The sequence below is a fragment of the Rhodococcus sp. 077-4 genome (assembly GCF_047782425.1).
GTDB lineage: Bacteria > Actinomycetota > Actinomycetes > Mycobacteriales > Mycobacteriaceae > Rhodococcoides.
Genome location: NZ_JAJPWC010000007.1, coordinates 87,387 through 111,960, shown reverse-complemented (window position 1 = coordinate 111,960; position 24,574 = coordinate 87,387). Strand labels below are relative to the sequence as shown.

The 24,574-nt window shown below is 62.5% G+C and carries 22 protein-coding genes and 1 pseudogene; 12 read left to right on the top strand and 11 right to left on the bottom strand.

All coding sequences use genetic code 11. The annotated features are described in order from the left end of the window. Positions 1-74 precede the first annotated feature (74 nt). Positions 75-839, top strand: a complete 765-nt coding sequence (locus tag ACNEOT_RS24240) for a TetR/AcrR family transcriptional regulator (protein WP_415977260.1) — start codon at positions 75-77, stop codon at positions 837-839. 28 nt (positions 840-867) lie between these two features. Here the strand turns inward: ACNEOT_RS24240 and ACNEOT_RS24235 are convergent, their stop codons facing one another. The 3 genes and pseudogenes from ACNEOT_RS24235 to ACNEOT_RS24225 all read right to left on the bottom strand — a co-directional run bounded on the left by ACNEOT_RS24235 (position 868) and on the right by ACNEOT_RS24225 (position 3,756). Continuing rightward, a complete protein-coding gene (locus tag ACNEOT_RS24235; RefSeq protein ID WP_415977317.1) occupies positions 868-1,872 on the bottom strand; it encodes a 2Fe-2S iron-sulfur cluster-binding protein in 1,005 nt (334 codons plus the stop codon). A 117-nt stretch (positions 1,873-1,989) separates the two neighbouring features. Beyond that, positions 1,990-2,826 (bottom strand): annotated as a pseudogene (locus ACNEOT_RS24230) (alpha/beta fold hydrolase); the annotation flags it as partial. Between the two features lie 192 nt (positions 2,827-3,018). Further along, entirely contained in the window at positions 3,019-3,756 is a 738-nt protein-coding gene (locus ACNEOT_RS24225) for a hypothetical protein (protein WP_415977259.1), read from the bottom strand. Positions 3,757-3,904: 148 nt separating this feature from the next. On the opposite strand from ACNEOT_RS24225, the gene ACNEOT_RS24220 reads away from it, so the two are divergent. The 3 genes from ACNEOT_RS24220 to ACNEOT_RS24210 are packed head-to-tail and all read left to right on the top strand — an operon-like array spanning position 3,905 to position 6,968. After that, positions 3,905-4,765 (top strand): SDR family NAD(P)-dependent oxidoreductase, encoded by an 861-nt coding sequence (locus ACNEOT_RS24220; RefSeq protein ID WP_415977258.1) that lies wholly within the window; start codon positions 3,905-3,907, stop codon positions 4,763-4,765. After that, a complete protein-coding gene (locus ACNEOT_RS24215) occupies positions 4,762-6,240 on the top strand; it encodes an amidase (protein WP_415977256.1) in 1,479 nt (492 codons plus the stop codon). The genes ACNEOT_RS24220 and ACNEOT_RS24215 overlap by 4 nt, the downstream gene beginning before the upstream one ends. A 56-nt stretch (positions 6,241-6,296) precedes the next feature. Further along, on the top strand, positions 6,297-6,968 hold the full coding sequence (locus ACNEOT_RS24210) for a winged helix-turn-helix transcriptional regulator (protein WP_415977254.1): 672 nt from the start codon (positions 6,297-6,299) through the stop codon (positions 6,966-6,968). Here ACNEOT_RS24210 and ACNEOT_RS24205 read toward each other — a convergent pair. Next, positions 6,957-7,382: a PaaI family thioesterase gene (locus tag ACNEOT_RS24205; protein ID WP_415977252.1), complete on the bottom strand. Its 426-nt coding sequence runs from the start codon at positions 7,380-7,382 to the stop codon at positions 6,957-6,959. The genes ACNEOT_RS24210 and ACNEOT_RS24205 overlap by 12 nt on opposite strands. A 1-nt stretch (position 7,383) precedes the next feature. Next, the gene (locus tag ACNEOT_RS24200; RefSeq protein ID WP_415977250.1) at positions 7,384-8,631 is read right to left on the bottom strand and encodes an NADH:flavin oxidoreductase/NADH oxidase family protein; all 1,248 of its coding nucleotides are present in this window, start codon (positions 8,629-8,631) and stop codon (positions 7,384-7,386) included. A 376-nt stretch (positions 8,632-9,007) separates the two neighbouring features. Between ACNEOT_RS24200 and ACNEOT_RS24195 the strand changes: the two genes are divergently transcribed. Together ACNEOT_RS24195 and ACNEOT_RS24190 are read left to right on the top strand one after the other, a co-directional pair. Beyond that, positions 9,008-9,493, top strand: coding sequence for a winged helix-turn-helix transcriptional regulator (locus ACNEOT_RS24195; RefSeq protein ID WP_415977248.1), 486 nt, complete (start codon positions 9,008-9,010; stop codon positions 9,491-9,493). A gap of 40 nt (positions 9,494-9,533) precedes the next feature. Then, positions 9,534-10,115: a PaaI family thioesterase gene (locus ACNEOT_RS24190; RefSeq protein WP_415977246.1), complete on the top strand. Its 582-nt coding sequence runs from the start codon at positions 9,534-9,536 to the stop codon at positions 10,113-10,115. Between the two features lie 133 nt (positions 10,116-10,248). Here ACNEOT_RS24190 and ACNEOT_RS24185 read toward each other — a convergent pair whose 3' ends face one another. The 3 genes from ACNEOT_RS24185 to ACNEOT_RS24175 form a co-directional block, all read right to left on the bottom strand. Continuing rightward, positions 10,249-11,475 (bottom strand): DUF2306 domain-containing protein, encoded by a 1,227-nt coding sequence (locus ACNEOT_RS24185; RefSeq protein ID WP_415977245.1) that lies wholly within the window; start codon positions 11,473-11,475, stop codon positions 10,249-10,251. A gap of 404 nt (positions 11,476-11,879) precedes the next feature. Continuing rightward, complete coding sequence (locus ACNEOT_RS24180; protein WP_415977243.1) at positions 11,880-12,488, bottom strand: TetR/AcrR family transcriptional regulator; 609 nt, start codon at positions 12,486-12,488, stop codon at positions 11,880-11,882. Between the two features lie 283 nt (positions 12,489-12,771). Then, positions 12,772-13,344: a TetR/AcrR family transcriptional regulator gene (locus tag ACNEOT_RS24175; RefSeq protein WP_415977241.1), complete on the bottom strand. Its 573-nt coding sequence runs from the start codon at positions 13,342-13,344 to the stop codon at positions 12,772-12,774. Positions 13,345-13,476: 132 nt separating this feature from the next. Here ACNEOT_RS24175 and ACNEOT_RS24170 point away from each other — a divergent pair, with 132 nt between their 5' ends. From ACNEOT_RS24170 to ACNEOT_RS24160, 3 genes are all read left to right on the top strand, one after another. Next, a complete protein-coding gene (locus ACNEOT_RS24170; protein WP_415977239.1) occupies positions 13,477-14,724 on the top strand; it encodes an NADH:flavin oxidoreductase/NADH oxidase family protein in 1,248 nt (415 codons plus the stop codon). A gap of 104 nt (positions 14,725-14,828) precedes the next feature. Further along, on the top strand, positions 14,829-15,692 hold the full coding sequence (locus ACNEOT_RS24165; protein ID WP_415977238.1) for an alpha/beta fold hydrolase: 864 nt from the start codon (positions 14,829-14,831) through the stop codon (positions 15,690-15,692). A gap of 262 nt (positions 15,693-15,954) precedes the next feature. Next, on the top strand, positions 15,955-17,547 hold the full coding sequence (locus ACNEOT_RS24160) for an AMP-binding protein (protein ID WP_415977237.1): 1,593 nt from the start codon (positions 15,955-15,957) through the stop codon (positions 17,545-17,547). Between the two features lie 128 nt (positions 17,548-17,675). On the opposite strand, the gene ACNEOT_RS24155 is transcribed toward ACNEOT_RS24160, so the two are convergent. Continuing rightward, the gene (locus ACNEOT_RS24155; protein ID WP_415977236.1) at positions 17,676-18,968 is read right to left on the bottom strand and encodes a PucR family transcriptional regulator; all 1,293 of its coding nucleotides are present in this window, start codon (positions 18,966-18,968) and stop codon (positions 17,676-17,678) included. 465 nt (positions 18,969-19,433) lie between these two features. Between ACNEOT_RS24155 and ACNEOT_RS24150 the strand changes: the two genes are divergently transcribed. The 3 genes from ACNEOT_RS24150 (at position 19,434) to ACNEOT_RS24140 (ending at position 23,215) form a co-directional block, all read left to right on the top strand. Further along, on the top strand, positions 19,434-20,336 hold the full coding sequence (locus ACNEOT_RS24150) for an alpha/beta fold hydrolase (protein WP_415977235.1): 903 nt from the start codon (positions 19,434-19,436) through the stop codon (positions 20,334-20,336). A 378-nt stretch (positions 20,337-20,714) separates the two neighbouring features. Further along, entirely contained in the window at positions 20,715-21,602 is an 888-nt protein-coding gene (locus ACNEOT_RS24145; RefSeq protein WP_415977234.1) for an oxidoreductase, read from the top strand. A gap of 68 nt (positions 21,603-21,670) precedes the next feature. After that, positions 21,671-23,215, top strand: coding sequence for an MFS transporter (locus ACNEOT_RS24140; protein ID WP_415977232.1), 1,545 nt, complete (start codon positions 21,671-21,673; stop codon positions 23,213-23,215). Between the two features lie 141 nt (positions 23,216-23,356). On the opposite strand, the gene ACNEOT_RS24135 is transcribed toward ACNEOT_RS24140, so the two are convergent. Next, positions 23,357-23,779 carry a tautomerase family protein gene (locus ACNEOT_RS24135; RefSeq protein WP_415977230.1) on the bottom strand — a complete coding sequence of 141 codons (423 nt, stop codon included), beginning with the start codon at positions 23,777-23,779 and terminating at the stop codon, positions 23,357-23,359. A 35-nt stretch (positions 23,780-23,814) separates the two neighbouring features. Continuing rightward, entirely contained in the window at positions 23,815-24,516 is a 702-nt protein-coding gene (locus ACNEOT_RS24130) for an SDR family oxidoreductase (RefSeq protein WP_415977229.1), read from the bottom strand. Positions 24,517-24,574: the final 58 nt, after the last annotated feature.

Sequence of the window (24,574 nt, the reverse complement as noted above, 5' to 3'; positions counted from 1 at the left end):
GCAGTCGGCCGGCGTCACTACAATGGGTCGAGTGAGCCCATCGTCGAGCGGATGCGCTGTGCAATCATGGCGTCATGGTCAGTCGACGTGAGAAGGGCGGAGGACCGGATGACGGGTCCACACGCGAGCGGTTGATCGACGCGGCCGTCGCCGTTCTCGCCGAGGAAGGTCCCGGAGAGATGAAGGTTCGTCGCATCAGCGAGAAGGCCGGTTCCTCGACGATCACGGTCTACCACCATTTCGGCAATGTGAGCGGACTGCTCGACGCCGTTGTGGCACGGGGCTATTCGACTCTGACACAGGCGCTTTCGGACGCGGCTGCATCCAACGACGACCCGGGTACTCAGCTCTTCGCGCTGGCGCTGGGAGTCAGAGACTTCGCGCGCCGCAACCCACATCTCTACGATCTGATGTTCGGGCTGTCGCCACGAGGGGCGTACCGCGCATCGGCTCCTCCTGTTCCGCACCAGTATTTTCGCGAGGCCTACGACGTTCTGGTGCGTACCTGCCACGGATTGGTGACGGCCGGACGCGTCGATGTCGACGACCCGGAACAGATGGCCGCTCAGTTGTGGAGTCTGGTACACGGATTCGTGTCTCTGGAAGCGGCAGGTCACTTCGCCCAACACGGCGACCCAGTCGCGAACGTCCTGGCACCGATGGCAATCGCTCAGCTCGTCGGAATCGGTGACGACCGCGCTCGTGCCACCCGGGGTGCCCTTGCCGCCTACGAGATGTGGATCGTCCACGCTGATGGCTCGACACCCGGTACTGACACCCCAGCTCCGCCGCTCACGTGTGGGTTGGATTTGCCGGATACCCCGCACGAGGGACAGTGACCTCATCGCCTCGGTTGGACCCGGCGCCTTACTCGATGACGATGTCCACGGTGTCGGAGATCGGCACGGACTGACATGCCAACCGCACGCCCTGTTCGAGTTCGTGGTCACCGAGAGTCTCGTTTGCCCGCATCTCGACTTCGCCTGCTGTAAGCGTGAATGCGCATGCGCCGCAGACACCTTCTCGACATCCGAAGGGCGCATCGATTCCCTGCGAGAGCATTGCATCGAGCAGCACTGTCTCGGGCGGGCAGAGGAACGAGAAGCTCGTGCCTGCGACCTCGGCGGTCACCGGTGTGCCCTTGTTCGGCTCGGCGTCGTTCGAGACGTGGGTTGTCGCACCGAGGAACGGGTTGGTCTTGATGGACACGAAGACCTCGCGATGAATGGCATCGCGATCGATACCGGCGGTGACGAGCGCGTCGCGGACCAGATCCATGAACGCTGCCGGGCCACAGAGATAGGCGTCGGATCCGGGGTCCGCGGGGATCGCGTCGGACAGTCCGTCGAGAGTCGGCAGACCGCGCTCGGATTCGAACCAGTGAGTCACAGTCAGCCGCGTCGGGTAACGCCGAGTCAACTCCTCGAGGGTGTCGGCGAACATCACGGACTGCGGAGATCGGTTGGCATAGATCAACGTGACGTGTTGGTCGTGAGTCGCCAACGCAGTCTTGAGGATGGACATGACGGGGGTGATGCCGCTGCCGGCCGCGAGGAGAACGAGAGGCCTGTCCCACCGCGACGGTACGAACGTGCCCGCGGGTGGGAGTGCGGACAAGGTGAGGCCGACAGCGGCGTTGTCGCACAACCAATTCGACGCGTAGCCGTGTTCGGTTCTCTTGATGGAGATTGCCGGCAAGTCGTCACTGTCCGGGCTACTCGAGAGCGAGTAGCAGCGCGCAACGGAGAGCTGTTCCTCGTGTGGGACTTCGAGTGTCAGGAACTGTCCGGGTCGATAGCCGAACCCTGTCGGTCTGTCCGCGTCAGTGCGAGACAGAACAAGGGTGAGAGCGTCGGACGTCTCCTTGATCACGTTCTCCACCCGCAACTGCAGCGTGCGTTGTTGGGCCGCAGTCGTGCTGACTCGATCGATGGTCGCCTCGGCTTCGTTGTGGCGCTCGGTCGAGTCCACACTCTCGTCGGGACTGGGCGCCAGGAAACGTGCCGCGACGGGTGCGAATTGTTCGTGGAACTGAAAGACGCCACCGTGTCCGGAGTTCGGGTAGATGACGAGCTCGCTGTTCGTGATGCGGCGGTGTAGGTCCTCGGACAGGACGCTGGGCACCATTCGATCGTTGTCGCCGTTGGCGATCAGCGTCGGCTGCGTGATCACCGACAGATCGGACGGAGTCGATCGACCGTATTTCTTGATCGCCGACAACTGCCTGAGGACCGCAGTGGGGGCGACGTCCTTGTCGCGGCCGACGGTGCGTTCGTCCAACCGTGCGACGAACTGCTTCCCGGCCTTCTTGCCGGCCGCGTCCCGGTTGAAGAACAGGAATTCCTTGGGATCGGCCCGTGTCAGCGTCGCACGCGCGATGTCGTAGAACGTCACCCGGGCGATCTTGTCGATGCCCCTGCCGCCGCGCGGTCCGGTTCCGGTGAGGACCATCTTGCGAACCAACTGCGGATGAGCGATGGCAAGGTCCTGAGCGATCATCCCGCCGAGGGAGAACCCGAAGATGTCGACGGTGTCGAATCCGAGTGCGCGAATGAACCTGTAGGCATCGGTCGCGGCTTTCAGGACGGTTGCGGGAATCTTGCCCGTCGACGCTCCGACTCCGACGTTGTCGAAAGCGATGACGTGGCGGTCCCGGGCGATGGCGTCGACGATGCGCGGATCCCAATTGTCCAGATTGGCGGCGAGGTGCGCGAGGAAGACGACCGGGATGTCGCCCGAGGGCCCCAGCTCTCGATAGGCGTAGGTGGTGCCGCCCACCGAGACCGTTTTCGTTGGGGCATGAGCATAAGAACTCTGGTGGTTCATGAGGAACAGCTTTCCGAGTTGGAGGAGAGTGGATTACGGGTGTGCCGGCAGAGCCCCTGCTGGTCGCTGTGCGTCCGGGGCCGGATCGCGCAGCGATTACTCCGGATTCTCGCCGCCGAACGGCTGGTCTCGAAATCCTTTGTGCAGTAATCGATCACGACGTCCAACTCGAGATCCGTCGCATTCGAGCGGCTACCCGCGCAGGGCCGGGGGAAGGTCTGGAAAGACGGGCTCGTCGAGTCCAAGGGAACCTGAGCTCGCGACCGGGCGGATCTGGAGGTAGCAGCCGGTGCGATGGGTATCGGCGGCGCGCGCGTGATCCATCGCGTTCGCATGGCCACCGGGTGCGTAAGCGTAATCGCGGGCAAGCTTCACCGATTTCCACGTACTGATCGAGGTGTGCTCGAACGGCAGTGCCGAGGAGATGTCAACGCTGCCCCGGTGACCGGGGTGGAACTTGGCCCGCGACGCGGCATGAACGTTGTTACGGACGAACCCGATCAGATGTCGTCGGCGCAGGACACCATGCACCACGACGACCATCGGTTCGTCGGGGGTCAGTCTCGTGCTTCCCTCGTCGCTCGGAATCCAACCGTGCCAGCTGTCCCATTCGTGCTCACGGCTCGCCTTGGCCACCTCGCCGTCGAGACTGAAGTGTCCCTCGCCGCGGACGGCGTTCGCGAGTGGCCCGCGGAAGGCCGCGAGTGCCGACTCCCGGGAGTCCCAGGCGGCGACCAGTGTCCGCCCCGGAGGAAGGAAGCTGGCGAGGCTCAGCGAATGAGTCGCGTGATTCGAGTGATTCACCGTCGCTGCGCGCAGACCTGGGATCGGTTGGTCCAGAGCCTTTTTGACCCGCCGGCTCCACAGCCATGGGCCACCTGGCGGTCGGTCGAAGACGTCGATGGTCATGAAGTCGGCTGAGTCGGGCACTTGTGGACTCCTCGGTTGTCGATTCCGGTCATGCCGGATCGCCCGGCTGGCCTGATAAGTGAGACTATACATTTCGTATAGCAGTTTGTATACTAGGTCACACTACCGCCGGATGCGAGTGCCATCTGCGGAATCGAGGAGACAGCTCATGGGTTCTTATCCACTTACCAACAAGGTCGTTCTGATCACCGGTGGCGGTGGCGGTTTGGGCGCAACTACCGCGAACCGACTCGCCAGTCGGGGTGCTCGGGTGGCGGTCGCCGATATCGACGGTGTCGCAGCGAAGCGTGTGGCCGCCGAACTGGCGGGTGCGTCTGCGCTCGGACTTCAGTGCGATGTCACCGATCCGGAATCGGTGCGCGTTGCCGTCGAGCGAACCACCGCCGAGTTGGGCCCCGTCGACGTGACCATCGCCAACGCGGGCATCCTCGGCCGCAGCGCTCCGATTCGCGACCTTGCTCCGGGCGAAATGGCGAAAGTGTTGGAAGTCAACGTAAATGGCGTCCTCAACACTGTCTCCGCCACGATCGAATCGGTGATCGCCCGTCGCGGCCAGATGGTTGTGATCAGTTCGGTGTACTCCTACATCAATGGTGTCGGCGCGGTCCCATACGCGATGAGCAAGGCCGCAATCGAGGCACTTGGCCGAGGGTTGAACGCCGAGCTCGCCGGACACGGAGCGTCGGTGCTCACGGCGTACTTCGCCCTGATCGACACGGGAATGATCCGAGACGGCGTCGATGCATCACCGGGGGCGAAGGATCTACTCGACGCCACCGCGCCATCCTTCCTCCTCAAACGCATCTCTACAGCCACAGCGGCCGCTGGAATCGTGCGCGGTATCGAACATCGGGACACCCGGTTGATGCTGCCGTCGCGGTGGAAGCCATTGGCGGCAATGCGCGGAATTGTCGGACCACTCCTCGACCGCAAGCTCGCGACGACTCCTGCCGTCCACTCGGCGCTGTCCCGCATGGAGACGTCCGCGACCGGGTCGTCGAAGGCATGAGCGACGCACACGCCTTCGCGCCGGCGCACGAACTATGCGCACTGCTCGGCAAGGGCGAGGTCAGCAGTGTCGACCTCGTGGAGATGTATCTCGGCAGAATCGAGCGCCACAATGGGGCACTGAACGCAGTCATCACCATCGATGCTGCCCGTGCTCGTCGGGAGGCCGAGGAGTCCGATCGCATTCGTGCCGAGTCGCCCGGCGACGTGGGCCCGCTGCACGGACTGCCCATCACCGTGAAGGACTCGTACGAGACTGCCGGCATGCGGACGTCCTGCGGTCGAGAAGACCTGCGGCACAACGTACCTACTCGCGACGCGGTAGCGGTGGAGCGGCTGCGCGCGGCGGGCGCGGTGATCATGGGCAAGAGCAATATGCCGCCGGGTAACCAGGACGTGCAGGCTGACAATCCCCTGTTCGGGCCCACGAACAACCCGTGGAACCTGTCGAAGACTTCCGGGGGATCGGCGGGTGGGGGTGCAGTGGCAACCGCCGCCGGACTCACTGCGTTCGATTTCGCGTCGGAGATCGGGGGATCGACCCGTGTGCCGTCGCATTTCAACGGTCTCTACGGGCACAAGGCGACCTATCGGTCGATCCCGCTGGTGGGTCACATCTCGCCGGGACCGGGTGTCAAGCGGTGGAGCGAACCCGATCTTGCCTGTGCCGGTGCGCAGGTGCGCGACGCGCGCGATCTCGCATCGATCCTCGAGGCGACGGTCGGCGCCCTCGACCGCGACGGCGGTTTCGGCTACACGCTGTCGCCCCCGCGGGCCACTGTGCTCTCGGGCTTCCGTGTCGCCGCATGGTACGAGGACGAAGATTGTCCAGTGGATTCCGATGTCCGTGGGGCCATGCGGACGGCGATCGACTCGTTGCGCGAGGCCGGTGCCACCGTTGATGTCCACCCCTCCGCGATCCCGGTGACGATCTCGGAGTCGCACAACGCCTTTCATCCACTACTGTTCTCGCAGCTGGGAGCCGACCGCTCGGGGATGACGCCGGCCTTCGGTGCCGCTACGGCCGCGCGCATCGTGCAGAACCCCCGAGGTGATGCCTTGCGTGCCTTCCGCGGGACTTTCCTGTCGCACTACGCGTGGATGGAAGCCGATGCGCTACGCCAGGAGATTCGCGAACGGTGGGTGCGGTTCTTCGAGCACTACGACATCGTGCTGATGCCGGTCTCACCCACGGCTGCGCCGAACCACCACGGAAAGCCCAATGACAAGTTCGGCCGTGAATTCGAGGTCGACGGCCGACGACGGCCCTACTGGGACCAGATCAAGTGGTGCGGCTTGGCCAACGTGTCGGGAGGTCCGGCCACGACCGTCCCGGTCGGCCGCACGTCGGCCGGACTGCCCGTCGGTGTTCAGGCAATGGGGCCTGCGGGTGGGGACCTGACGACCATCGAATTCGCCGCGCTGCTCGGAGGGCGGCTTGCGGGGTACCAGCGGCCACCGGCATTCGATCTATGACGGTCGACGAACGGGCGGTTACCTCACGCACCACTTTGCCGGTATCATCGGCCGGTGTGACCACCGGACCCCGCTCCTACGGACAGGCCTGCCCGCTGGCCTTGTCGATGGATCTGCTGGGTGAACGATGGACGATGCTGGTGGTACGTGAACTTTTGATGGGGCCCAAGCGATTCGGAGATCTGGACCGTCGGCTCGACGGTGTGGGGCCCAACCGGTTGACGAAACGGCTCAGACTCCTCCAGTCCCACGGCGTGGTCGACAAGATCGAGACAGGGGCGTACGGCCTGACTCCCGAGGGCGAAGGTTTGCGCGAACCGGTGACTGCACTGGCGATCTGGGGACTACGCCTCATGACAGCGGAAGACTTGGCGCTCGCACGACCCGACATGGTCGCGATGTGTGTCGCGTCTGTGGTCGACCCGCTGAGCCTGTCAGGACACCATGCCACCTGCGAGTTCGACGTCGGTGATGTGTTCACCATTGTGGTGGCAGGAGGCCGCATGACCACGGCGTCCGGGCCGGCGAAGACCGCCCCGAACGCGCGGGTCACATGTGCACCTACTACGTTCCTCGCCATCACAGCAGGCTACCGAGACCTCGACGAGGCGTTGCGCTCCGGCGACGCGCACGTCGACGGTTCCGTGGAGGCCGGCACCGCAGTGTTCTCGATGTTCACCGAGACCTACCGCGCGAACATCCATCCGGCACCGATGTCAGCTGGGTAACGGCACATTCTGTAGTCGAACCTGGCCGCGAGCCACGACTTTGCCGGTGTCGGCAGCAGTGATCACGACGAGCCAGAGCTGTTGCACACGACCCTGCTGGAGGGGCTCGGCGACCACATCGACGCGCCCGCCTGTGCTGGCTCTCAAGAAATCGGTCGAGTTGTTCACCCCGACCGCGAACGAACCGCGGTCCCTCACGGCCACACTGGCTCCGACGCTGGCCGCCGACTCCACGGCAGTTGTGTAGACGCCACCGTGCACCACTCCCCAGGGCGTCAAGTGTTCCGAGGTGAGGTCGATGTGCCCGACCACTTTGGTGCCCGAGAGCTCGTCGACCTCGAGTCCGGCGGCGGCGACGAACGCACCCGGTGGCGCGTGCAGAACGTCGCGGGTGGGTTCGTTGCCCTCGCTCATGTCAGATTCCTCTCTTGCGTCGAAACGCACCCACACCGTTGCGGCGGATCATAGAGAGCAGGGTAGCGATGCGACCGCGATTCAGGTCGGGTTCGAGTCCTGCGCCCAGCCTGTGCAATTGATCAGCGTGCCAGCCCAATTCGAGCAGGCCGTCCAACGCCTTGATGTCGGCGATCTTACTCACCAGCGGACGCAGCCCTGCACGGACCGCAGTGACGGGCAAGGTGTCGACGCGGCCGCTGAGTATTGCATCGGCAGCATCGGGGGAGGTGGCCGTCGGTCGGCCCAGGCCGACCACATCGCACTCGCCGGAATCGACCGCAGCCGACATCGCTGAACGCGAACGGAAGCCGCCCGTGACCGCTAGCGGAATGTCGCCGGCGAGTTCGCGCACAGTGCTGGTGTATTCGAGGAAGTAGGCCTCGCGCGCTCGTGTACTCGCCGCGGCCGATCCCATCATTGCAGGCTGTTCGTAGCTCCCGCCGCTGACCTCGATCAGGTCGATGCCCTCACCGGCCAGAGCTGTGATCACACCACGCGATTCGTCCTCGCTGTACCCGCCTCGCTGAAAATCAGCAGAGTTCAATTTGATACCGACGGCGAAGCGGGGACCGACCCGGGCGCGAATCCGGCGAACGATCTCGATCACGAATCGCATCCGGCGTTGGGGGTCGCCGCCCCATTCGTCGGTTCGCAGGTTCGACTGCGGCGAGAGAAATTGAGCCACCAGGTAGCCGTGGGCACCGTGAATCTGCACACCGTCGAATCCTGCGGTCTCGCAGACCGCGGCTGCGGTGGCGAATCGTTCGATGATGTCTTCGATCTCGACACTGGTGAGCTCACGAGGGGTGGTGGAACCAGGAAAGTTGACAGCCACCGGGCTCGGGGCAACCGGCGTATGACCCAGTGCAAGCGGATTCGACTGCCGCCCCGGATGATTGAGCTGTGCCCAAATGGGAACTCCACCATCCTGCGTGGTCTTCGCCCACCGAGACAGCGCATCGAGGTTGCGTTCGTCCTCGATCACCACGTTGCCGGGTTCGCCCAGTTGTGTGCGGTCGACCATGACGTTACCGGTGATGATCAGGCCGTAGCCCCCATGGCTCCACGTTCGGTACAGGGTCTCGAGCCGGTTGTCGGGAGCGTTGTCCTTGTCGGCGAGTGCCTCGCTCAGTGCGGCTTTCATGATCCGATTGGGCAGCACTTGGCCGCAGGGGAGGGTCAAGGGATTGTCGAGAGTGGTTGTCATGGTGATTTCCTCGCGATTGGGGGTGAGTATGACGCTGGGGGACTAGGGGTCTCATCACGCAGGCAAACCGCGCGAAATCTACAGTCGGCGCACTGGCTTACTCCCCGCCGTGCTGTGGACTATACACAGTGTATAGCGTCGCTCTTCGGAACGTGCGACTTTCGTGCATCGGTCGATCGGTGCGTGTCGAGTCGGTGTGTTTTCGCGGAACAGCACGATCACAACAGCGCCATAGCGGTTACGTCGTGCCTCAGTGCAGTTCCTGACTGTCTGACCGAGTGGTCGTTGACCCTTGTTTCGGCAAGTCGGAGCCCGCAGACCATATTACCCACCGCTGGCTGGTGTATATGCAAGTCAGGCTTGATAGCCTCGGCTCATGACCGATCTCTTGCATGACCGTTCCGCGTGGGAGCTGACCAACTGCTCGGTTGCGAATGCGCTCGATGTTGTCGGAAACCGCGTGTCGATGCTGATTGTTCGCGAAGCTTTCTTGGGCACCACGCGCTTCGACGACTTCGCCACTCGCGTCGGGGTTTCGGAGTCGTCCGCCGCGAAGCGCCTGGCCGAGCTCACGTCCGCGGGCATCCTGGAACGCCGTCCGTATCGCGAGCCTGGCCAAAGAGAGCGGCACGAATATGCCCTCACCAGAATGGGGTCCGAGCTGAGGGTTGTCCTGACCGCGCTGCGAGATTGGGGCGACCGATGGGCGTCCGGCAGCGCAGGTCCGCCGTTTCACGCGGTTCACCGGGCATGCGGTGAGGCCGTCCACGCCGAGATACGCTGTCGGAGTGGCCATCTCGTGCCGTTGGGCGGCACGGTGTTGCTACCGGGTCCATCGCGGGACACGAGAGGCGCGACCTGACTCCTTGATTAACTAGTCAGATCCCCATAGGCTTCGTTTCATGCGCGAATCAGCAGAACTCGATCGGACAGAATTCGATATCCAAGAGACGGCCGTCGACAGAACGGTCCCTCCGGAGACGGCACCGAATTCACCGAGCCGCACCCGCACGGTCTCCTGGGCAGATCCCACTGCGACTGCTGCGGGTGCCCGCGGGCGCAGCGGTCGCGAATTTCTGACAGCGATGCAGTCGGGTGAACTGCCGCCGCCACCGGTCATGACGCTCACCGGTACGGAGCTTGTCGAGATCGGCGACGGATTCGCCGCCTTCGCGTTGCATCCTGCCGAATACCATTACAATCCAATCGGTTCCGTGCATGGCGGGATCGTGGCGATGCTGTTGGACTCGGCGGCGGGTGCCGCTGTTCAGACCACCCTTCCGGACGGAGTCGGCTACACCAGCCTGGACTTGTCGATCAAGTACCTACGCGCAGTCCGCGCCGACACCGGGTTGGTCACTGCCACGGGAACAGTGGTGCACTCCGGTCGACGCACCGCCCTGGCGCACGCCGAGCTTCGAGACGTCGGAGGGCGGCTTCTTGCGCAGGCCACCAGTAGCTGCGTCATCCTCAGACCCGAGTGATGACGCGCTCGACAAACGACAGTGGCGCTATTTCAGAACTATTCAATTCCAAAGTGTTTGGAGCCCAACGCTACACGTACTCGCGAAGCCGCCCGGTCGCAATCCGCCGAATTCAGGGTTCATGGCCGCACCGTCAATGAGCAACTGCGGACTTGGGGTCAGGGATCAGTTTCGAAGCCGATGGCCCGTGCGCACGGGAGCGAGTTCTCACCGACTGGACGATCAGCACACAGAGGGTCGTCGCTATCGGCATCGTGGGTCCCAGCATGAGGCCGGCGATGAAACCTTCGAGCGGCCCGTAGACAACCGAAACGAACAGTCCGGTCAGGAAAGCGGACAGCGATCCGACGGCAGCACCACAGAGAAGTACGCGCCACTGTTGCTCACGACCGTTATTGCCTGCACTCCGGGCACGAAGTGAACCGGCCAGGCAGATCAGCACGTAGCCACCAGCCGGAATCAAGTGGAAGACGACGTAGGATTGCGGCACGCCGTCCGCTGTCAGAGGTTGTTGACGCCAGAGCAATAACAGGCCGCCGATGACGCTGGCAAGCACGAGACCGAGGTAAGTTGTCATTTTTCCAGGCGTCCCTTGGAAGTTCCGAGGGTGGACCGTCCGAGCTTGAGTCAGCATGAATGCGACTGCTGCCGCAGCCACGGCCGGCGTTCCGAGGGTGACCGAAGAAACGCCGAGATTGGTCAATTCGGTCGCGTCGGGCAATACAGGAGCAAGCCCGATCAGAACAACTCTCAGTAATGGGGTCGCCATCATCAACGACAAATTGATTGCCATGAAAGCCTGATGGCGGAACACGTCACGACGCCGAATTGCTACGAAGGCGTACCACGCTGAGGCCAGGGTTCCTACCGCCAAGGCCCACAGCTGCAGGCGAAAGGCGGCCCCGGAGCGGTAGGGAATGGTCGAGGTCAGGGTCAGAAACGCAATCGCAGCAAGCATGCTTGCGGTCATGATCGGCAGGTAGACGCGCCCAGTCCAGCGGTGCAGCTTGGGGAAGCGGCGACGAAGTGGTGACGCGAACTGTAGCAAAGCAAGGATCAGCGCCACTGATCCCCCGACGGTATGAAGCGTCATCACGAATGCATGTCGGTGATAATCGGCATCACGGACAGAAGCAAGGGTAGTCGGTCCTACCGCGTAATCGCGGCCATTGATCGCGGTGTTCACCGCTTCTTGAATTCGCGGTGCGCCCGGATCGAATACGAACCACATGTAGGTAATAGCCAAGGGTATGTACATAATTGCGATCGCGACGATTGCCCAGAAGGCGAATCGAGAAAGTGACACATCGGGAAAGTTCTGTATTTGCCCACGTTTGTTCGGTCGATTGATCAAGACCATGAGATCTCCTCGTGTGAACCTTTGTTCGGCACTGGCGTTCGGCCAACCGGCCGCAGTCCACGACCGACATGTGCTCGGAAGCCGGATGGATCCATTCGACGGTCGACTCGCCGCCGAGTTGTGGACGGTTGATCGCCGATAGATCGATACCCGGGGTATGCGGACTGATCATGTGGAGAAATTGGCGGTTGCGGATCCATCACCTGCCCGCGGCACAGAGCGCGCGAGTGAAGTGTCGAAGGCTTTGCGGCGAGTGGTCGAACCGAACCATGGTGGCGGCATGTCTCGTCCTCGAGAACAAGGGTCGGTCCAGCGGATTTGCTTCCGGCCTGCGGGACAACACTAAAACAGACACACTGTCATTACAAGGGTCGACATGGTTGTTCTGGCCTGCTACCGCCGTGTCAGCTTCTCGATCGCAGCACGGCGAACCAGACATCGCTGATGCTGGCGACCACGGCGTCGTCGCTGAGACCCAGACGGCCGCGGACCGTATGCTGGTAGCACATTCTTTCGGTCATCCAGACAAGTGTCGTGGCAGCGGCTGCGGCATCCGCGTCCCCGAATCCACTCAGCTTCAGTCGTTCTCTCGCAGCGTCGATGACTTGGCCGATGACGTTGTCCCAGTACTCGGCGATATCCTCCTCGTATCCTGCCGCCTCGATCACCGCCCGAATCAGCGTGGAGTGCTCACTGAAAGCTGCCAGCAAGCTCCGGACCGACTTTGTGAGCTCGACCAGACTGAACTCGCTGTCGGAGGCCAAGAACAGGTGTAGGACCGTCAGGACCTCGGTAGTCGATTCGGCCAAGAGGGACAACAGTAGATCGTTTCGATCCTTGAAGCGCGCGTAGAACGCGGTCCGTGTTCGGCCTGCTCGTTCGGCAACAAGGCTGACGTTCAAATCTCTGTACGACGCACCCTCGTCGAGCAAACGCTCCGTTGCTCTCAGAAATGCCAGTTCTGTTGTCCGCCCGCGCGGATCTTCGCGGGTACGTTTGTTGGGGGCGGTCACTGGTACAGACTATCGCGCAGGCCGGTCCTCGAACGTCGTGCAGCGTCCGGTCTCCGGTTGCAGAAGCGTGGCCGACATCGGTCCAGGATTATCGTAGAACGGTGTTCGTGAATTCGGTGTCGCTCCTCAGCGTATCGAACGAGAGTTGTTGACCCTGAACATGTTTCAGGCTGGCATGGGTCGCCGATGCGAAAGGCGCAAGGCCAAGGTGGGGCACCTGTTCTCGTTCGAGAGTGCATGCCCGGAGCGGATTATCGCTGCGAGGCGGGAACGATCGGTGTGTTCAGTCCAAGAACTGCCGTGCGTTGGTCCGCCCGGCAGCGAGCATCTGCTCCGATGTGATGGGGTCGCAGGCGGCGCGCGCCATCTGCAGGGTCCCGACAAGCACGGTTATCAGCCCGATCGCTTTGGTGCGGGCGTCGGATGGATCCTCGACATGTATGCGCGTCGCGAGGAGATCGATGAGATCGGCGACTCCCGAGGTGTAGGACTCGCGTACAACATGTTTCGCCCGTCCGACATCTGCGAGCAATGCCGCCGATGGACAACCGTCATCCGGGTGGTCCCGATGATGGGGCGAGAGGTAATCGGCGATGAATGCGTCGAGCGACGCCCTGTTGTCGGGTAGTGCCTCGATCGTGTCGTGCTGGGCCCGCAACTGGTCGGCGACTGCCGCAGCGACGAGTTCGTCCTTCGAGTCGAAGTGCGCGTAGAACGCGCCGTTGGTCAGTCCGGCGTCTTTCATCAGGGTGCTGACCCCTGATCCGTCGACACCGTCGATTTTGAGGCGGCGGCCCGCATTCTCGACGATGCGAGTACGCGTCTGCGCCTTCTGGTTGCCGTCATAGCGGGCCATCGTCTGTCCTTTCGTCGTGATCTGCGAGGGAATCTTGCCTCGAATCAATATATCCCATAGTCTTACGATCATCATATTACGATCGTAATTTGCCAGCGGTCGGGAAACTGTACGTTCGACGAAAGGTCCTTCATGTCTTCGCTTCGAGACCCTTTGACGCTGCCGTGTGGCGTGACGTTGCCCAACCGCATCGTGAAGGCGTCGATGAGCGAGGCGCTGGGTGACGCATCGAACGCTCCCGACGAACGGTTGGTGCGTCTCTACCGGACGTGGTCGAATGGCGGCTTCGGACTCCTCGTGACCGGCAATGTGATGATCGATCGATCGCAGCTCGGTGAGGTGGGCAACGTGGTGATCGAGGACGAACGCGACCTCACAGCATTGTCGTCCTGGGCCGGTGCCGCCAAGGATGCGGGAGTTCCGATCTTCGTACAGCTCAATCATCCAGGTAGACAGGCTAATCCGTTGTCCATCGGACATACGCCGGTCGCCCCCAGCGCAGTCGCGCTGAAAGTCCCCGGTGCCTCGATACCGCGCGCGCTGGCGTCCTCGGAGGTCTACGAGATCATCGAACGATTCGCGGTGGCCGCACGGATCTGCGAGAGCGCAGGGTTCGCCGGGGTACAGATCCAGGCCGCTCACGGGTACCTGGTAACCCAGTTCCTCTCACCCATGACCAATCGGCGCACCGACGAGTGGGGCGGCGACGCTGTGCGGAGGCGCCGGTTCTTGCTCGAGATCGTTCGAGCTGTCCGCGCTCGCGTGTCGCCCGGCTTCGCCGTGTCGGTCAAACTCAACTCGGCCGACTTCCAGCGCGGCGGGTTCACCGAGGAACAGTCGAGGGACGTGGTGCAGGCTCTTGCCGCCGAGAAGGTCGATCTCATCGAGATCAGCGGTGGAAACTATGAGTCCCCCGCGATGGGCGGGTCCGCGGCGGAGAGTACCCGCGCCCGGGAAGCCTATTTTCTCGAGTACGCCCACACGGTTCGCGACGTCGCCGGAGCCGTCCCGTTGGCAGTGACGGGGGGATTTCGCACCGAGGCGGGTATGTCCGACGCTATCGAGAGCGGAGATTGCGACGCGGTCGGTGTTGCGCGCCCCACCGTTCTCGATGCTGCTGCTGCCCACTCCATCCTCACTCGGCGCACGGGTGCATTGGTGACTCGCGACATCAAGGTCCCTCTTCGAAAGGCCGTCAGCAAGATCACCGACCCAGCGGCCATCGAGAGCGTCCTCACGATCGGGTGGCACACCGATCAGTTGCATCGACTGGGCGACGGCCTCGCGCCCGATCCGGACAGGGGCCGCGTACGCACCGTCGCAGCGATGTTGCGTCGCAACGGGCGGATCACACTGAACCCGAGGCGCGGAACCCGATGAACCGGACGACGCACGGCCCCACGGACCAGGTGACGGCTCGACCATCGCTGATTACACACAACCGCAACACAATTGATCTCGAGGGATCGAAAGAAGGATCGAACATGTCCAAGATCGACAACGCGTCCGGCACCCGGACGACCTGGCAGAACGCACCGACCAAATTCGTCGGTGTCGACGGCGTGCCCTTCGCGTACCGCGAACTGGGGCCGACTGGCGGCGTCCCAGTGGTCTTCCTGCATCACCTGACCGCGGTACTCGACGACTGGGATCCTCGCGTCATCGACGGTGTCGCACAGGGCCATCACGTGATCGCATTCGACAATCGAGGCGTCGGGGCGACCGGCGGATCGGTACCGACTCGTATCGAACAGATGGGCGCAGACGCCGTGGCCTTCATCCGCGCACTCGGCTACGAGAAGGTCGACGTGTTCGGATTTTCCTTGGGAGGAGGAGTCGCGCAGATGGTCGCTCTGCAAGCACCCGACCTGGTGCGAAAGCTGGTTCTCACGGGGACAGGCCCCAGAGGCGGCGGCGGGATCGACAAGATGGGACCCATCGTGGGTCTTGCGTACCTCAAAGCTGCTCTGGCGCGCAAGGATCCGAGACATTTCCTCTTCTTCCCTCGTACGGCCGACGGGAAGAAGGCGGCCAACGATTACTTCCTGCGTCTTGCCGAACGCAAGACCGATCGTGATCAACCGATCTCTCTGCAGGCACGGGTGGCCCAGCTGCGTGCCACAGTCGCCGGTGGCAAGGCGGTACCGGACGATCTGTCACTGATCGCTCACCCGACGTTCGTCGCCAACGGAGATCACGACATCATGGTCGCCAGCGAGCATTCCGCCGACCTCGCTCGCCGACTCCCCAATTCACAGCTCACCATCTACCCGGATTCCGGGCACGGTGGCGTCTTCCAGTATTACCGCGACTTCGTCCCCGCGCTGGTGTCGTTCCTCGACGAATGATCTCGACTCGGCGAGGGCGAGGAATCTACAAGGAACGGTGTCCTCGCCCTCGTGTTCTGGCGGTGAACAACTAGGTCGTTCTACGTCACGTTGCCCGCTGCTCTGGCCGGCGGCGTTTACGATTCGCTACTTCGTCGGTGAGCCATCGTCGTTGTCGTGTTCGAGCCACGGCACGCTCGACGCGGCTACCGTGCCAAATCTATTGTGACCGCATCGACTGCAAGGTTCGGCAATTGCCGCCGCAGTATTCATAAGGAGAGCCATGAGCTTCCGCAGTCCCTTTCCCGACGTCGAGATTCCGAATCTGAGCGTCTACGACTTCCTGTTCGGATCGATCGCCGAATCCGATCTCGACAAGCCGGCACTGATCGACGGCACCTCGGGTGCCGTCACCACCTACAAGACGTTGATCGGCCAGATCGACGCCATCGCAGGCGCTCTGGCCGCACGTGGACTCGAGGTCGGCGACGTCGTCGGACTGCACTCGCCGAATGTCCCCGCGTTCGCGTCGGTACTGCACGGCATTCTGCGTGCAGGCGGAACCGCGACGACGATCAACGCTCTGTACACCGCCGAGGACATCGCCAAGCAGCTCACCGGCTCGGGTGCGAAGTTCCTGTTCACCGTCTCGCCGCTGTACCCGCAGGCGAAGTCCGCCGCGGAGAAGGTCGGCCTCGACGCCGATCACGTGATCGTGCTGGACGGTGCCAAGGGGCATCCGAGTTTGCGTGACCTGCTCACCCAGGGCGCACCGGCTCCCGAGGTGTCGTTCGATCCGGAGACGCACGTTGCTGTACTGCCGTACTCCTCCGGAACGACGGGTGTGCCGAAGGGCGTCATCCTCACCCACCGCAACCTCGTCGCGAACGTGGCCCAGATGGAACCGCGGGTGGGTATCGACACCGACGACGCGGTGTTGGCGGTGTTGCCGTTCTTCCACATCTACGGTCTGACGGTGTTGCTCAACATTGCGCTGAAATTGCGTGCGCATCTGGTGACGATGCCGAAGTTCGATCTCGTCGAGTTCCTGCGCATCATTCAGGACCAGAAGTTGACGTTTCTGTTCATCGCACCGCCGGTTGCGGTCGCGCTCGCCAAGCATCCGATGATCGATCAGTACGACCTCTCCAGCGTGCACACCATTTTCTCGGGCGCGGCGTCGTTGGACGAGGAGCTCGGCAAGGCCGTCGGCAAGCGTTTGAACGCGCGGGTGCGTCAGGGCTACGGGATGAGTGAGCTCAGTCCGGTCAGTCACGCGATCCCGTTCGATCGCGACGACATGCCGCTCAGTTCGGTGGGTCTGCCGTTGGCTAACACGGAGAACAAGCTCGTAGACCCGGGCACGGGCAATGAGATCGAGCTTCCCGCAGAGGGATTGAGCGAGCCCGGTGAGCTGTGGGTCAAGGGACCGAACGTGATGGTCGGGTACCTCAACAACCCCACGGCCACCGCCGAAACCCTCGATTCCGACGGTTACCTGCACACCGGTGACATCGCCGTCGCTGATCACGAGGGTGTCGTGTACATCGTCGACCGGCTCAAGGAGCTGATCAAGTACAAGGGCTACCAGGTGCCCCCGGCCGAGCTGGAGGCCCTGCTGCTGACACATGAAGAGATCGCCGACGCGGCCGTCATCGGTGTGCTCGACGACGAGGGCGAGGAAATCCCCAAGGCATTTGTGGTCCGTCAGCAGGGTGCCACCATCGACGAGGAGGGCGTCATCGCGTTCGTCGCCGAGCGTGTCTCTCCGCACAAGAAGGTTCGACGCGTCGAGTTCATCGACATCGTGCCGAAATCTGCAGCGGGCAAAATCCTTCGTAAGGACCTGCGGGCTTCGGAAGCTGCAGGCAAGTAGCTCGTTCCTCTGCACGTCCAGAAGCACCCCGCCACCGTGTTCAACGGTGGCGGGGTGCGTTCCTGTATCGGGGTCCAGAGCTTCTCACAACTGCGGTGGTGCAAGGTCACCGCGCACGCGGTTGTCGGCTAGAGCCGAGGAATGACGGCCCGCACCGCAGGGAGCAGGCTGAGCGCAATACCGAGATGGACAGGCTCGACTTCTATGGTCCTGCCCAGCGCCTCTTCAGCCTGTCGCACACGGTAACTCACCGTATTCGGATGCACCGAGAGCGCCGACGCTGTTGCCGCGCGACTCCGGTTCAACGACAGGTAGACGCCGAGCGTTCGCGCACGCTGTCTCATCGCCTCGTCGTCACCGGCAAGCCGACCGAGGGTGTGCGCCACGAATCGAGCGGCGTGCTCGATGTCGTTGACACACAGAGCGATCAAAGCAACATCCCGGTAGTGGGTGACCGACGAGCTCCCCGCGGCCCCAGAGAGATCAGCGACCGACCGCGCACGCCGTGCCTGCTCATGGGTCGAGCGGAAACCCTCGAGACCTGACATCGCGTCGCCGACGGCCACCCTTACGCCCGCCAGACGATTGAGCCGGCCACCCTCGTCGACGACCACCTCGCCGCGCGCGCTCCGGCGAAGCGCAAACCACCCCGCAACCTCATGGGCTCCCAATGGGTGGCTGAGATACGACTCGGCAGCGTTGGCGCGAGCGATTGCCACGACGATCTCGGTCAGATCAGGTGCCGTCGGACCGCCGGACTTTCCGTCCGTCGAGACAATGATGCCGACGTGGTCTCGGTTCAGGTTGTAGCGCAGCCTGTTCGATAGAGACACCACGTCGCGATTTCGGTCCGCGAGGATTTCGTCGATCGCGGCTGAGCGCGCCATCGCCGCGCCTTGGAGCCGTATCTCCCGTTCGGCCTCGTACACCTGGTCGGCACGACTGATCACCCGATCGGCCATCTGCATCAGCATCGTCGTCACGAGGTCCACCGCCACCGCTCTGTCCGACTCGGTCACGTCCATATTCAGAATCAGTCCGTGGAGCCATCGCCACACCTGCTCGTTAGCCAACCGATAGATCCGCGCGTTCGCAGAGAACGGCACATTTCTCCACACGGAGGACCGCAGTATGTCGAGCGCCGAAAGCGGCGCCTCAGAAAGATTCGGGTCAGCACCGACTTCGAGCAATTGGGCGAACAGACGCAACAATTCCTCCGCGCTCCTGACGTTCTCGATGAACATCGGCTCGTTCGGAAAGGCGTCAGGAACAATCGAGCGGACGCGATCCATGATCTCGCTCGCCGCTGATTCCGCCAACCCCCGGATTTCGACGGCCAGCGGTTGGAGCGTCCGGTGCCACACTTCACGGGCGCGGTCCTCGCGGAGCGGCACCCATTGGGGAGCCGCACGTTCAGCCATCGCCATCGACATCCCCCCATTACCCGGGTCGGCCACTCGAGTCCGTGCCGAGTTTGTCACGACGTCACAAAACTTGCTCTCAGGTCTGATCCCTGAAGACGAGCGCAGAGCACTGACACAAGCCTAGCGTGCAGTAGCAGTCACAGATACCGCGAAAACCGCCGTCATTTCGGAAGTTCCTCAGTTCGGCACACGACTCCGAGTCTCTTCAGGAGCTGTTGAAAAACCCGACCCGGACCGACACCATCCGCTACACCGGCGATTCGCACACGTTCGACCACAGAGGAGAATCACTTTGCGTAACACGCTCCCCGCGCACGTCGATGTCGTCGGTGCCGGCCTCACCGGAACCGGCACGAGCTACCACCTCGAGACGTCGCGCTCAGGCTATGTGAACCACTCGCGCACACCTCGGGTCGATCTGCACGTCACGTCTGCGCGAGTCGAAACGGTCGTGCCGGCCCGATGAGTGTCGCAATGCTGACGGTAGGCGGCAGACGCACCAGGGTGCACGTGAGCGGCAACCGCGAAGACCCTCCAGTGCTGCTGCTCCACGGCATCGGTCGCAGCCTGGAGGATTGGGCACCGCAGTTTCCGAGGCTCGACGGTTATCGGCTCATTGCGCCCGACCTGCCGGGGTCAGGATTCTCGGAGCGTTCGCCCTACCCCACCACGTTAGCGGTCCTCGCTCGCGGTGTGATCGACACTCTCGATGAGCTCGAGGAACTGCGACCTGTTCACATCATTGGCAACTCACTTGGAGGCGCTGTCGCACAACAGATCCTGGCTCTCGATCCGGATCGCGTTGTCGGCCTTGTGCTCGTGAACAGTGCCGGTTTCGGCAAAGAGGTGACACCGTTCCTTCGACTGCTGGGCGCACCGGTGGTCGGTCGCTTCCTCGCCACCCACCAGACATCGGTCACCATCGCAACTGCAGAGAAGGCCTTGTTCGTCGACTCGTCGTTGGCAACATCCGCCCGCCTCGAACATGCCGCGATAATTGCCGCGCAACCCGACACCGGCACCGTCGTGTGGGAAACCGTGCGTTCGCTCGCGACATTTCGGAGCGGGATCTCAGCGGACTGGCAGAGAACACTGAACACCCGCGTAGCCGCTGAGCGGAAGCCCACGCTCGTCGTCTGGGGTGATCGCGACCGAATACTGCCCGCCCGCCACATGAAGGCCGCAGCTCGTGTTCTCCCTCATGCGAGGACCCACATGTTCACGAATGTAGGACATATGCCACAAATCGAACGACCGGCAGAGTTCGCAGACATCGTACTTCGATTTCTCGCAACATATCCTTCGTCCGACAGTTCGAACAACGTGGGCAGCGGCGGAAACAGCGCTGGATGGCAATCTGCTTGAATTGCATCAACACTCGCAACGACGTCGGCGTCCCGGTGCCACCGGATCACTTGCGACGGTGCCGGAGATCGCACTCTCGTGAACTACTGAATACGTTGCACAGCAACGACTATGGGTAAAGCTGAACGCGTCCTGCCCAAGCCTGCTCGTAAGAATGTCGCGAGAACGAAACAGGGGCCTCGGCCAACAGCTGCACGAAAGGCGAATCGATTGTTCGTTCCCGGCGCTTTTGGTTGCATGACGGGCCGATCGGGGTCCTGAAGTGCATCGATGCTTCGAGTCCGAAACGGACGATCATCGCCCCTCGGATAATACGAATTTCCACTGAATTCCGCTGTGCGCGAATGCAAATTACACATTCGAGGGTACTCTGGGAACGTGCCTGAAATCAAACAGAATCGCGTTGTCATCACCGGAGCAAACACCGGTATCGGCTACTACACAGCTTTGGAGTTCGCGAAACGTGGCGACCACGTGACGCTCGCCTGTCGCAACAAGCAGAAGGCAGACGCTGCAGCCGCAAAGATCTCCGCGGAGGCACCGAACGGAACCGTCGACACGGCGACTTTGAATCTCGCCGACCTGGCCTCGGTGCGTGCATACGCCGCGTCGGCTCCCGAGTCGATCGACGTACTGATCAACAACGCAGGCGTCATGATGCCGGCCTCGCGGACCGAGACCGAGGACGGATTCGAGCTGCAGCTCGGCACCAATCATCTCGGCCACTTCGCCCTGACCGGCCTGCTGTTTCCCAAGCTTTCCGACGACGCGAAAATCACCACCATCGCCTCGGTCGTGCACAAGCAGGGCCCCAAGCTCGACTTCGACAATCTTCAGCTCGAGCGTGGCTACAGTGCTGTGCATGGGTACGCGAACTCCAAGCTCGCGAACATCTTGTTCGCGCTGGAGTTGCAGCGTCGGATCGACAAGGCCGGATCGAAGGTGACCAGCAATGCCGCGCACCCCGGTATCTCGTCGACCGAGCTGTACACGAGCCCAGAAGGTATGGGCAGCAGCAAGATCCTGAAGATGTTGGCACCCATCGGTTTGAAGTTCATCTCTCAATCTGCCCGTGCCGGAGCACTTCCCACCATCTATGCTGTCGACGTCGCGGGCGGCGGCACTTACAGCGGCCCCACATCGCTGTTCGAGTCACGCGGCAAGCCGGGCCCGGCGTCCATGACACGCATGGCACAGGACCCTGCGCTCGCCGCGAAACTGTGGGACGTCAGTGAGAAGCTCACCGGCGTCGCCTTCCCCTTGTGACAATTCCGCTGTAAATCACCTGCACCGCCGGTCGCGCGAAGCCGTCCCGACACTGGTATAAGTTCGTTATGCCCAAGATGGAAACCCCGGACGATCGGCCGTGGAGCAAGTCAGCGGTACTGGTCACGCTCTGTCTCGCAGTATTTGTCGTGAACGTGTCGACGACGATCGTCAATATCACGCTGCCCACCCTGGTCCGCGATTTGGGTGCGACCACCCGAGACCTGCTATGGGTGGTCGACGCCTTCAATCTGGCATTCGCGGCGCTTGTGCTGGCGGGGGGTTCGCTGAGTGATCGATTCGGTCGACGGTGGTTTCTGATCGGAGGACTGGGTCTGTTCACGTTCGCCTCCATCGGCGGCGCGTTGAGCGCGACCCCCGATCAACTGATTGCGTGGCGCGCACTCGCAGGAATCGCTGCAGCCGTCGTCTATCCGGTGACGTTGTCCATCTTGACCAACGTGTTCACCGACCGGTCGGAACGAGTGATGGCGATCGGGGTGTGGGGTGCCGCGACCGGGGTGGCGGTGGCTGTGGGACCGGTCGCAGGAGGGGCCTTGATCGAGCACTTCTGGTGGGGATCGACACTGGTGTTCAACGGTGCAATTGCTGCGCTCACCGTACTCATGGCCGTCCTTCTCGTTCCGAACTCGAGCGATCCATCGACGCCGCCACTCGACAAGTCGGGACTTGTGTTGTCCGTGCTGGCGTTGGGTTCACTGGTTCACACAATCATCGAGGCACCCGACAGAGGCTGGTCATCTCCGGCCACCTTTGTCGGGTTCGGTGTCGCCGCATTGCTTCTTGTCGTATTCGTCGTCCGAGAATCTCGGGCGCAGCATCCGATGCTGGATGTGCGGTTGTTCACCAACATGAGATTCACCGCGGCCAGTGGGGCTGTGACAAGCGCCTTCTTCGCCATGTTCGGATTCATTTTCTTGATTACCCAGTATTTCCAATCGGTGCGTGCATACGGTCCCCTCGAGACCGGTCTGCGAATACTGCCCGTCGCGGCGTCGCTCGCCGCTTTCTCATTGATCGGTCCACGGCTCGCGGTCACGATCGGCTCGAAATTGGTGGTGGCAACCGGACTCGGCTTACTGACAACAGCGTTCCTGTGGATTGCGACGGTCGACGCGAACACGGGTTACGGACAAATTTCTATCCAGATGGTTCTACTGGGCGCTGGACTCGGTCTGATCAGTTCACCTGCCACAGAAGCAATTATGGGCGTCGTGCCGACGGAGAAGGCCGGTATGGGGTCCGCCGTGAATGACGCCACGCGCGAACTCGGCGGAACTTTGGGCGTCGCTGTGATCGGATCGGTCGCGCTTTCCGTCTACCGCGAGGGGTTCGAGGCCACAGATCTGCCCGAAGTGCTCATCGAGCCCGCACGTGAGTCGGTGGGTTCCGCTATCGAAGCCGCACGTCAGGCCACCGAAATCGGCGGAGATCCTGGAGCCGTACTCGGGCAACAACTGTCCGACCTCGCCAAGGCACAGTTTGTCGACGGGTTGTCCACCGGCAGCCTGGTTGCTGCTGCCGTGACTGCCGTTGTGGCGGTCTTGACGTTGATATTCCTTCCAGCGCACCCCGGTGGCTCGAAGCATTGAGTCGGCGCACAGCCCGGGGGGTGGTCGCAGGCGTCCTTGCCGACGAAATCAGTGTCGCCCCTCGATCGGAATGCGCCATGGCGCTGCTGAAATGAAATGGCCTGTTCGTCGATAACACCAGTGCATTCCGTGGCTGGACGATCAATACGGCAGCGGGCTGTTCGACGAGGCCCAGGTTTTCTCTGCGTCAGACCGGCCGGGTGGGGGGACGAGCCCGTTGATCCTCCAGAGTTCCTCGCTGGTCTCGTCGATATGGAACTCCCAGTGCAGTCCCTCGTGCCTGTCGACGTGCGGGGCAAGGATATCGCTGACTCGCTGTGAGATGCGACGCCGGCCCGCTGAATCGTTCGAATGTCGAGCGATGTGCGCGATTTCGACACGCACGCTCGGCCGTTGTTCGCCCCCGACGTACAGGTTGGCGGGGGCGGTCTCGGCAAAGATTACGACGACGTAGAAACGAGGCAGGCCGACCTTCTCGTAGTAGTCGGTGATATCGGAGGCCAACTGCGCTTTTTCGGTGTCGCCGAAGAGGCGGGGAGTGTGGTGGATCTTCCACAAAGGCAATGGTTTCTCCTGAACTGATCTGTGGGGTAACAGAATTACTGGACGTAGCTGAAGGTGAGGTTCTGCACGGGTCCGGCGAGGATCGACTTCGCCGTGATGGTGGTTTCGTCGGTCGACACTTCGACCTCCCCCGCTTCGAGTGCATCCAGAATCCGGGTGGCGACGTCTGCGGGGGCTGCTTTGGGTAGGTCCATGGCTGTCACCATCTCGGTGTCGATGAAACCTGCGTGCACACCGAGGACGTGCGTGTGTTGTGCTTCGAGTTCGATGCGCAGCGAATTGGTGAGCGACCAGATGGCAGCCTTGGAGGCACCATAGGAACCGCTTCCTGCGAGCCAGGAGTAGAGCGAGTGGATGTTGACGACTGCGCCGCCGCCGCGTCCGGCGAGGATCGGCGCGAAGGCACGGACCACGCGCAACGGACCGAAAGCGTTGACCTCGAAAGTATCGACGAATTCGGCGAAGTCACCGGTGAGGAGCGGTGCCGGAACCAGGACTCCCGAATTGTTGATCACGATGTCGACGTCGGGGAGGGCTGCCGCGAGATGCTCCACGGACTCCGGAGACCTCACATCGAGGATATGAGTGACCACCTTGGCGCGTGCATCGTCGTACGGAGATCGAGCGGTCGAATGGACAGCGCGGGCACCGCGTTCCAGCGCTGCGTCGACCAGCGCGGAGCCCAGCCCGCGCCGCCCGCCTGTCACCAGAACCGTTTTGTTCGCCAATGAGACCACGCCTACCTCCTGAAGATCTGACTAATGTTTGTGTTAGTCAGAGTCAAGCATCGTCAAC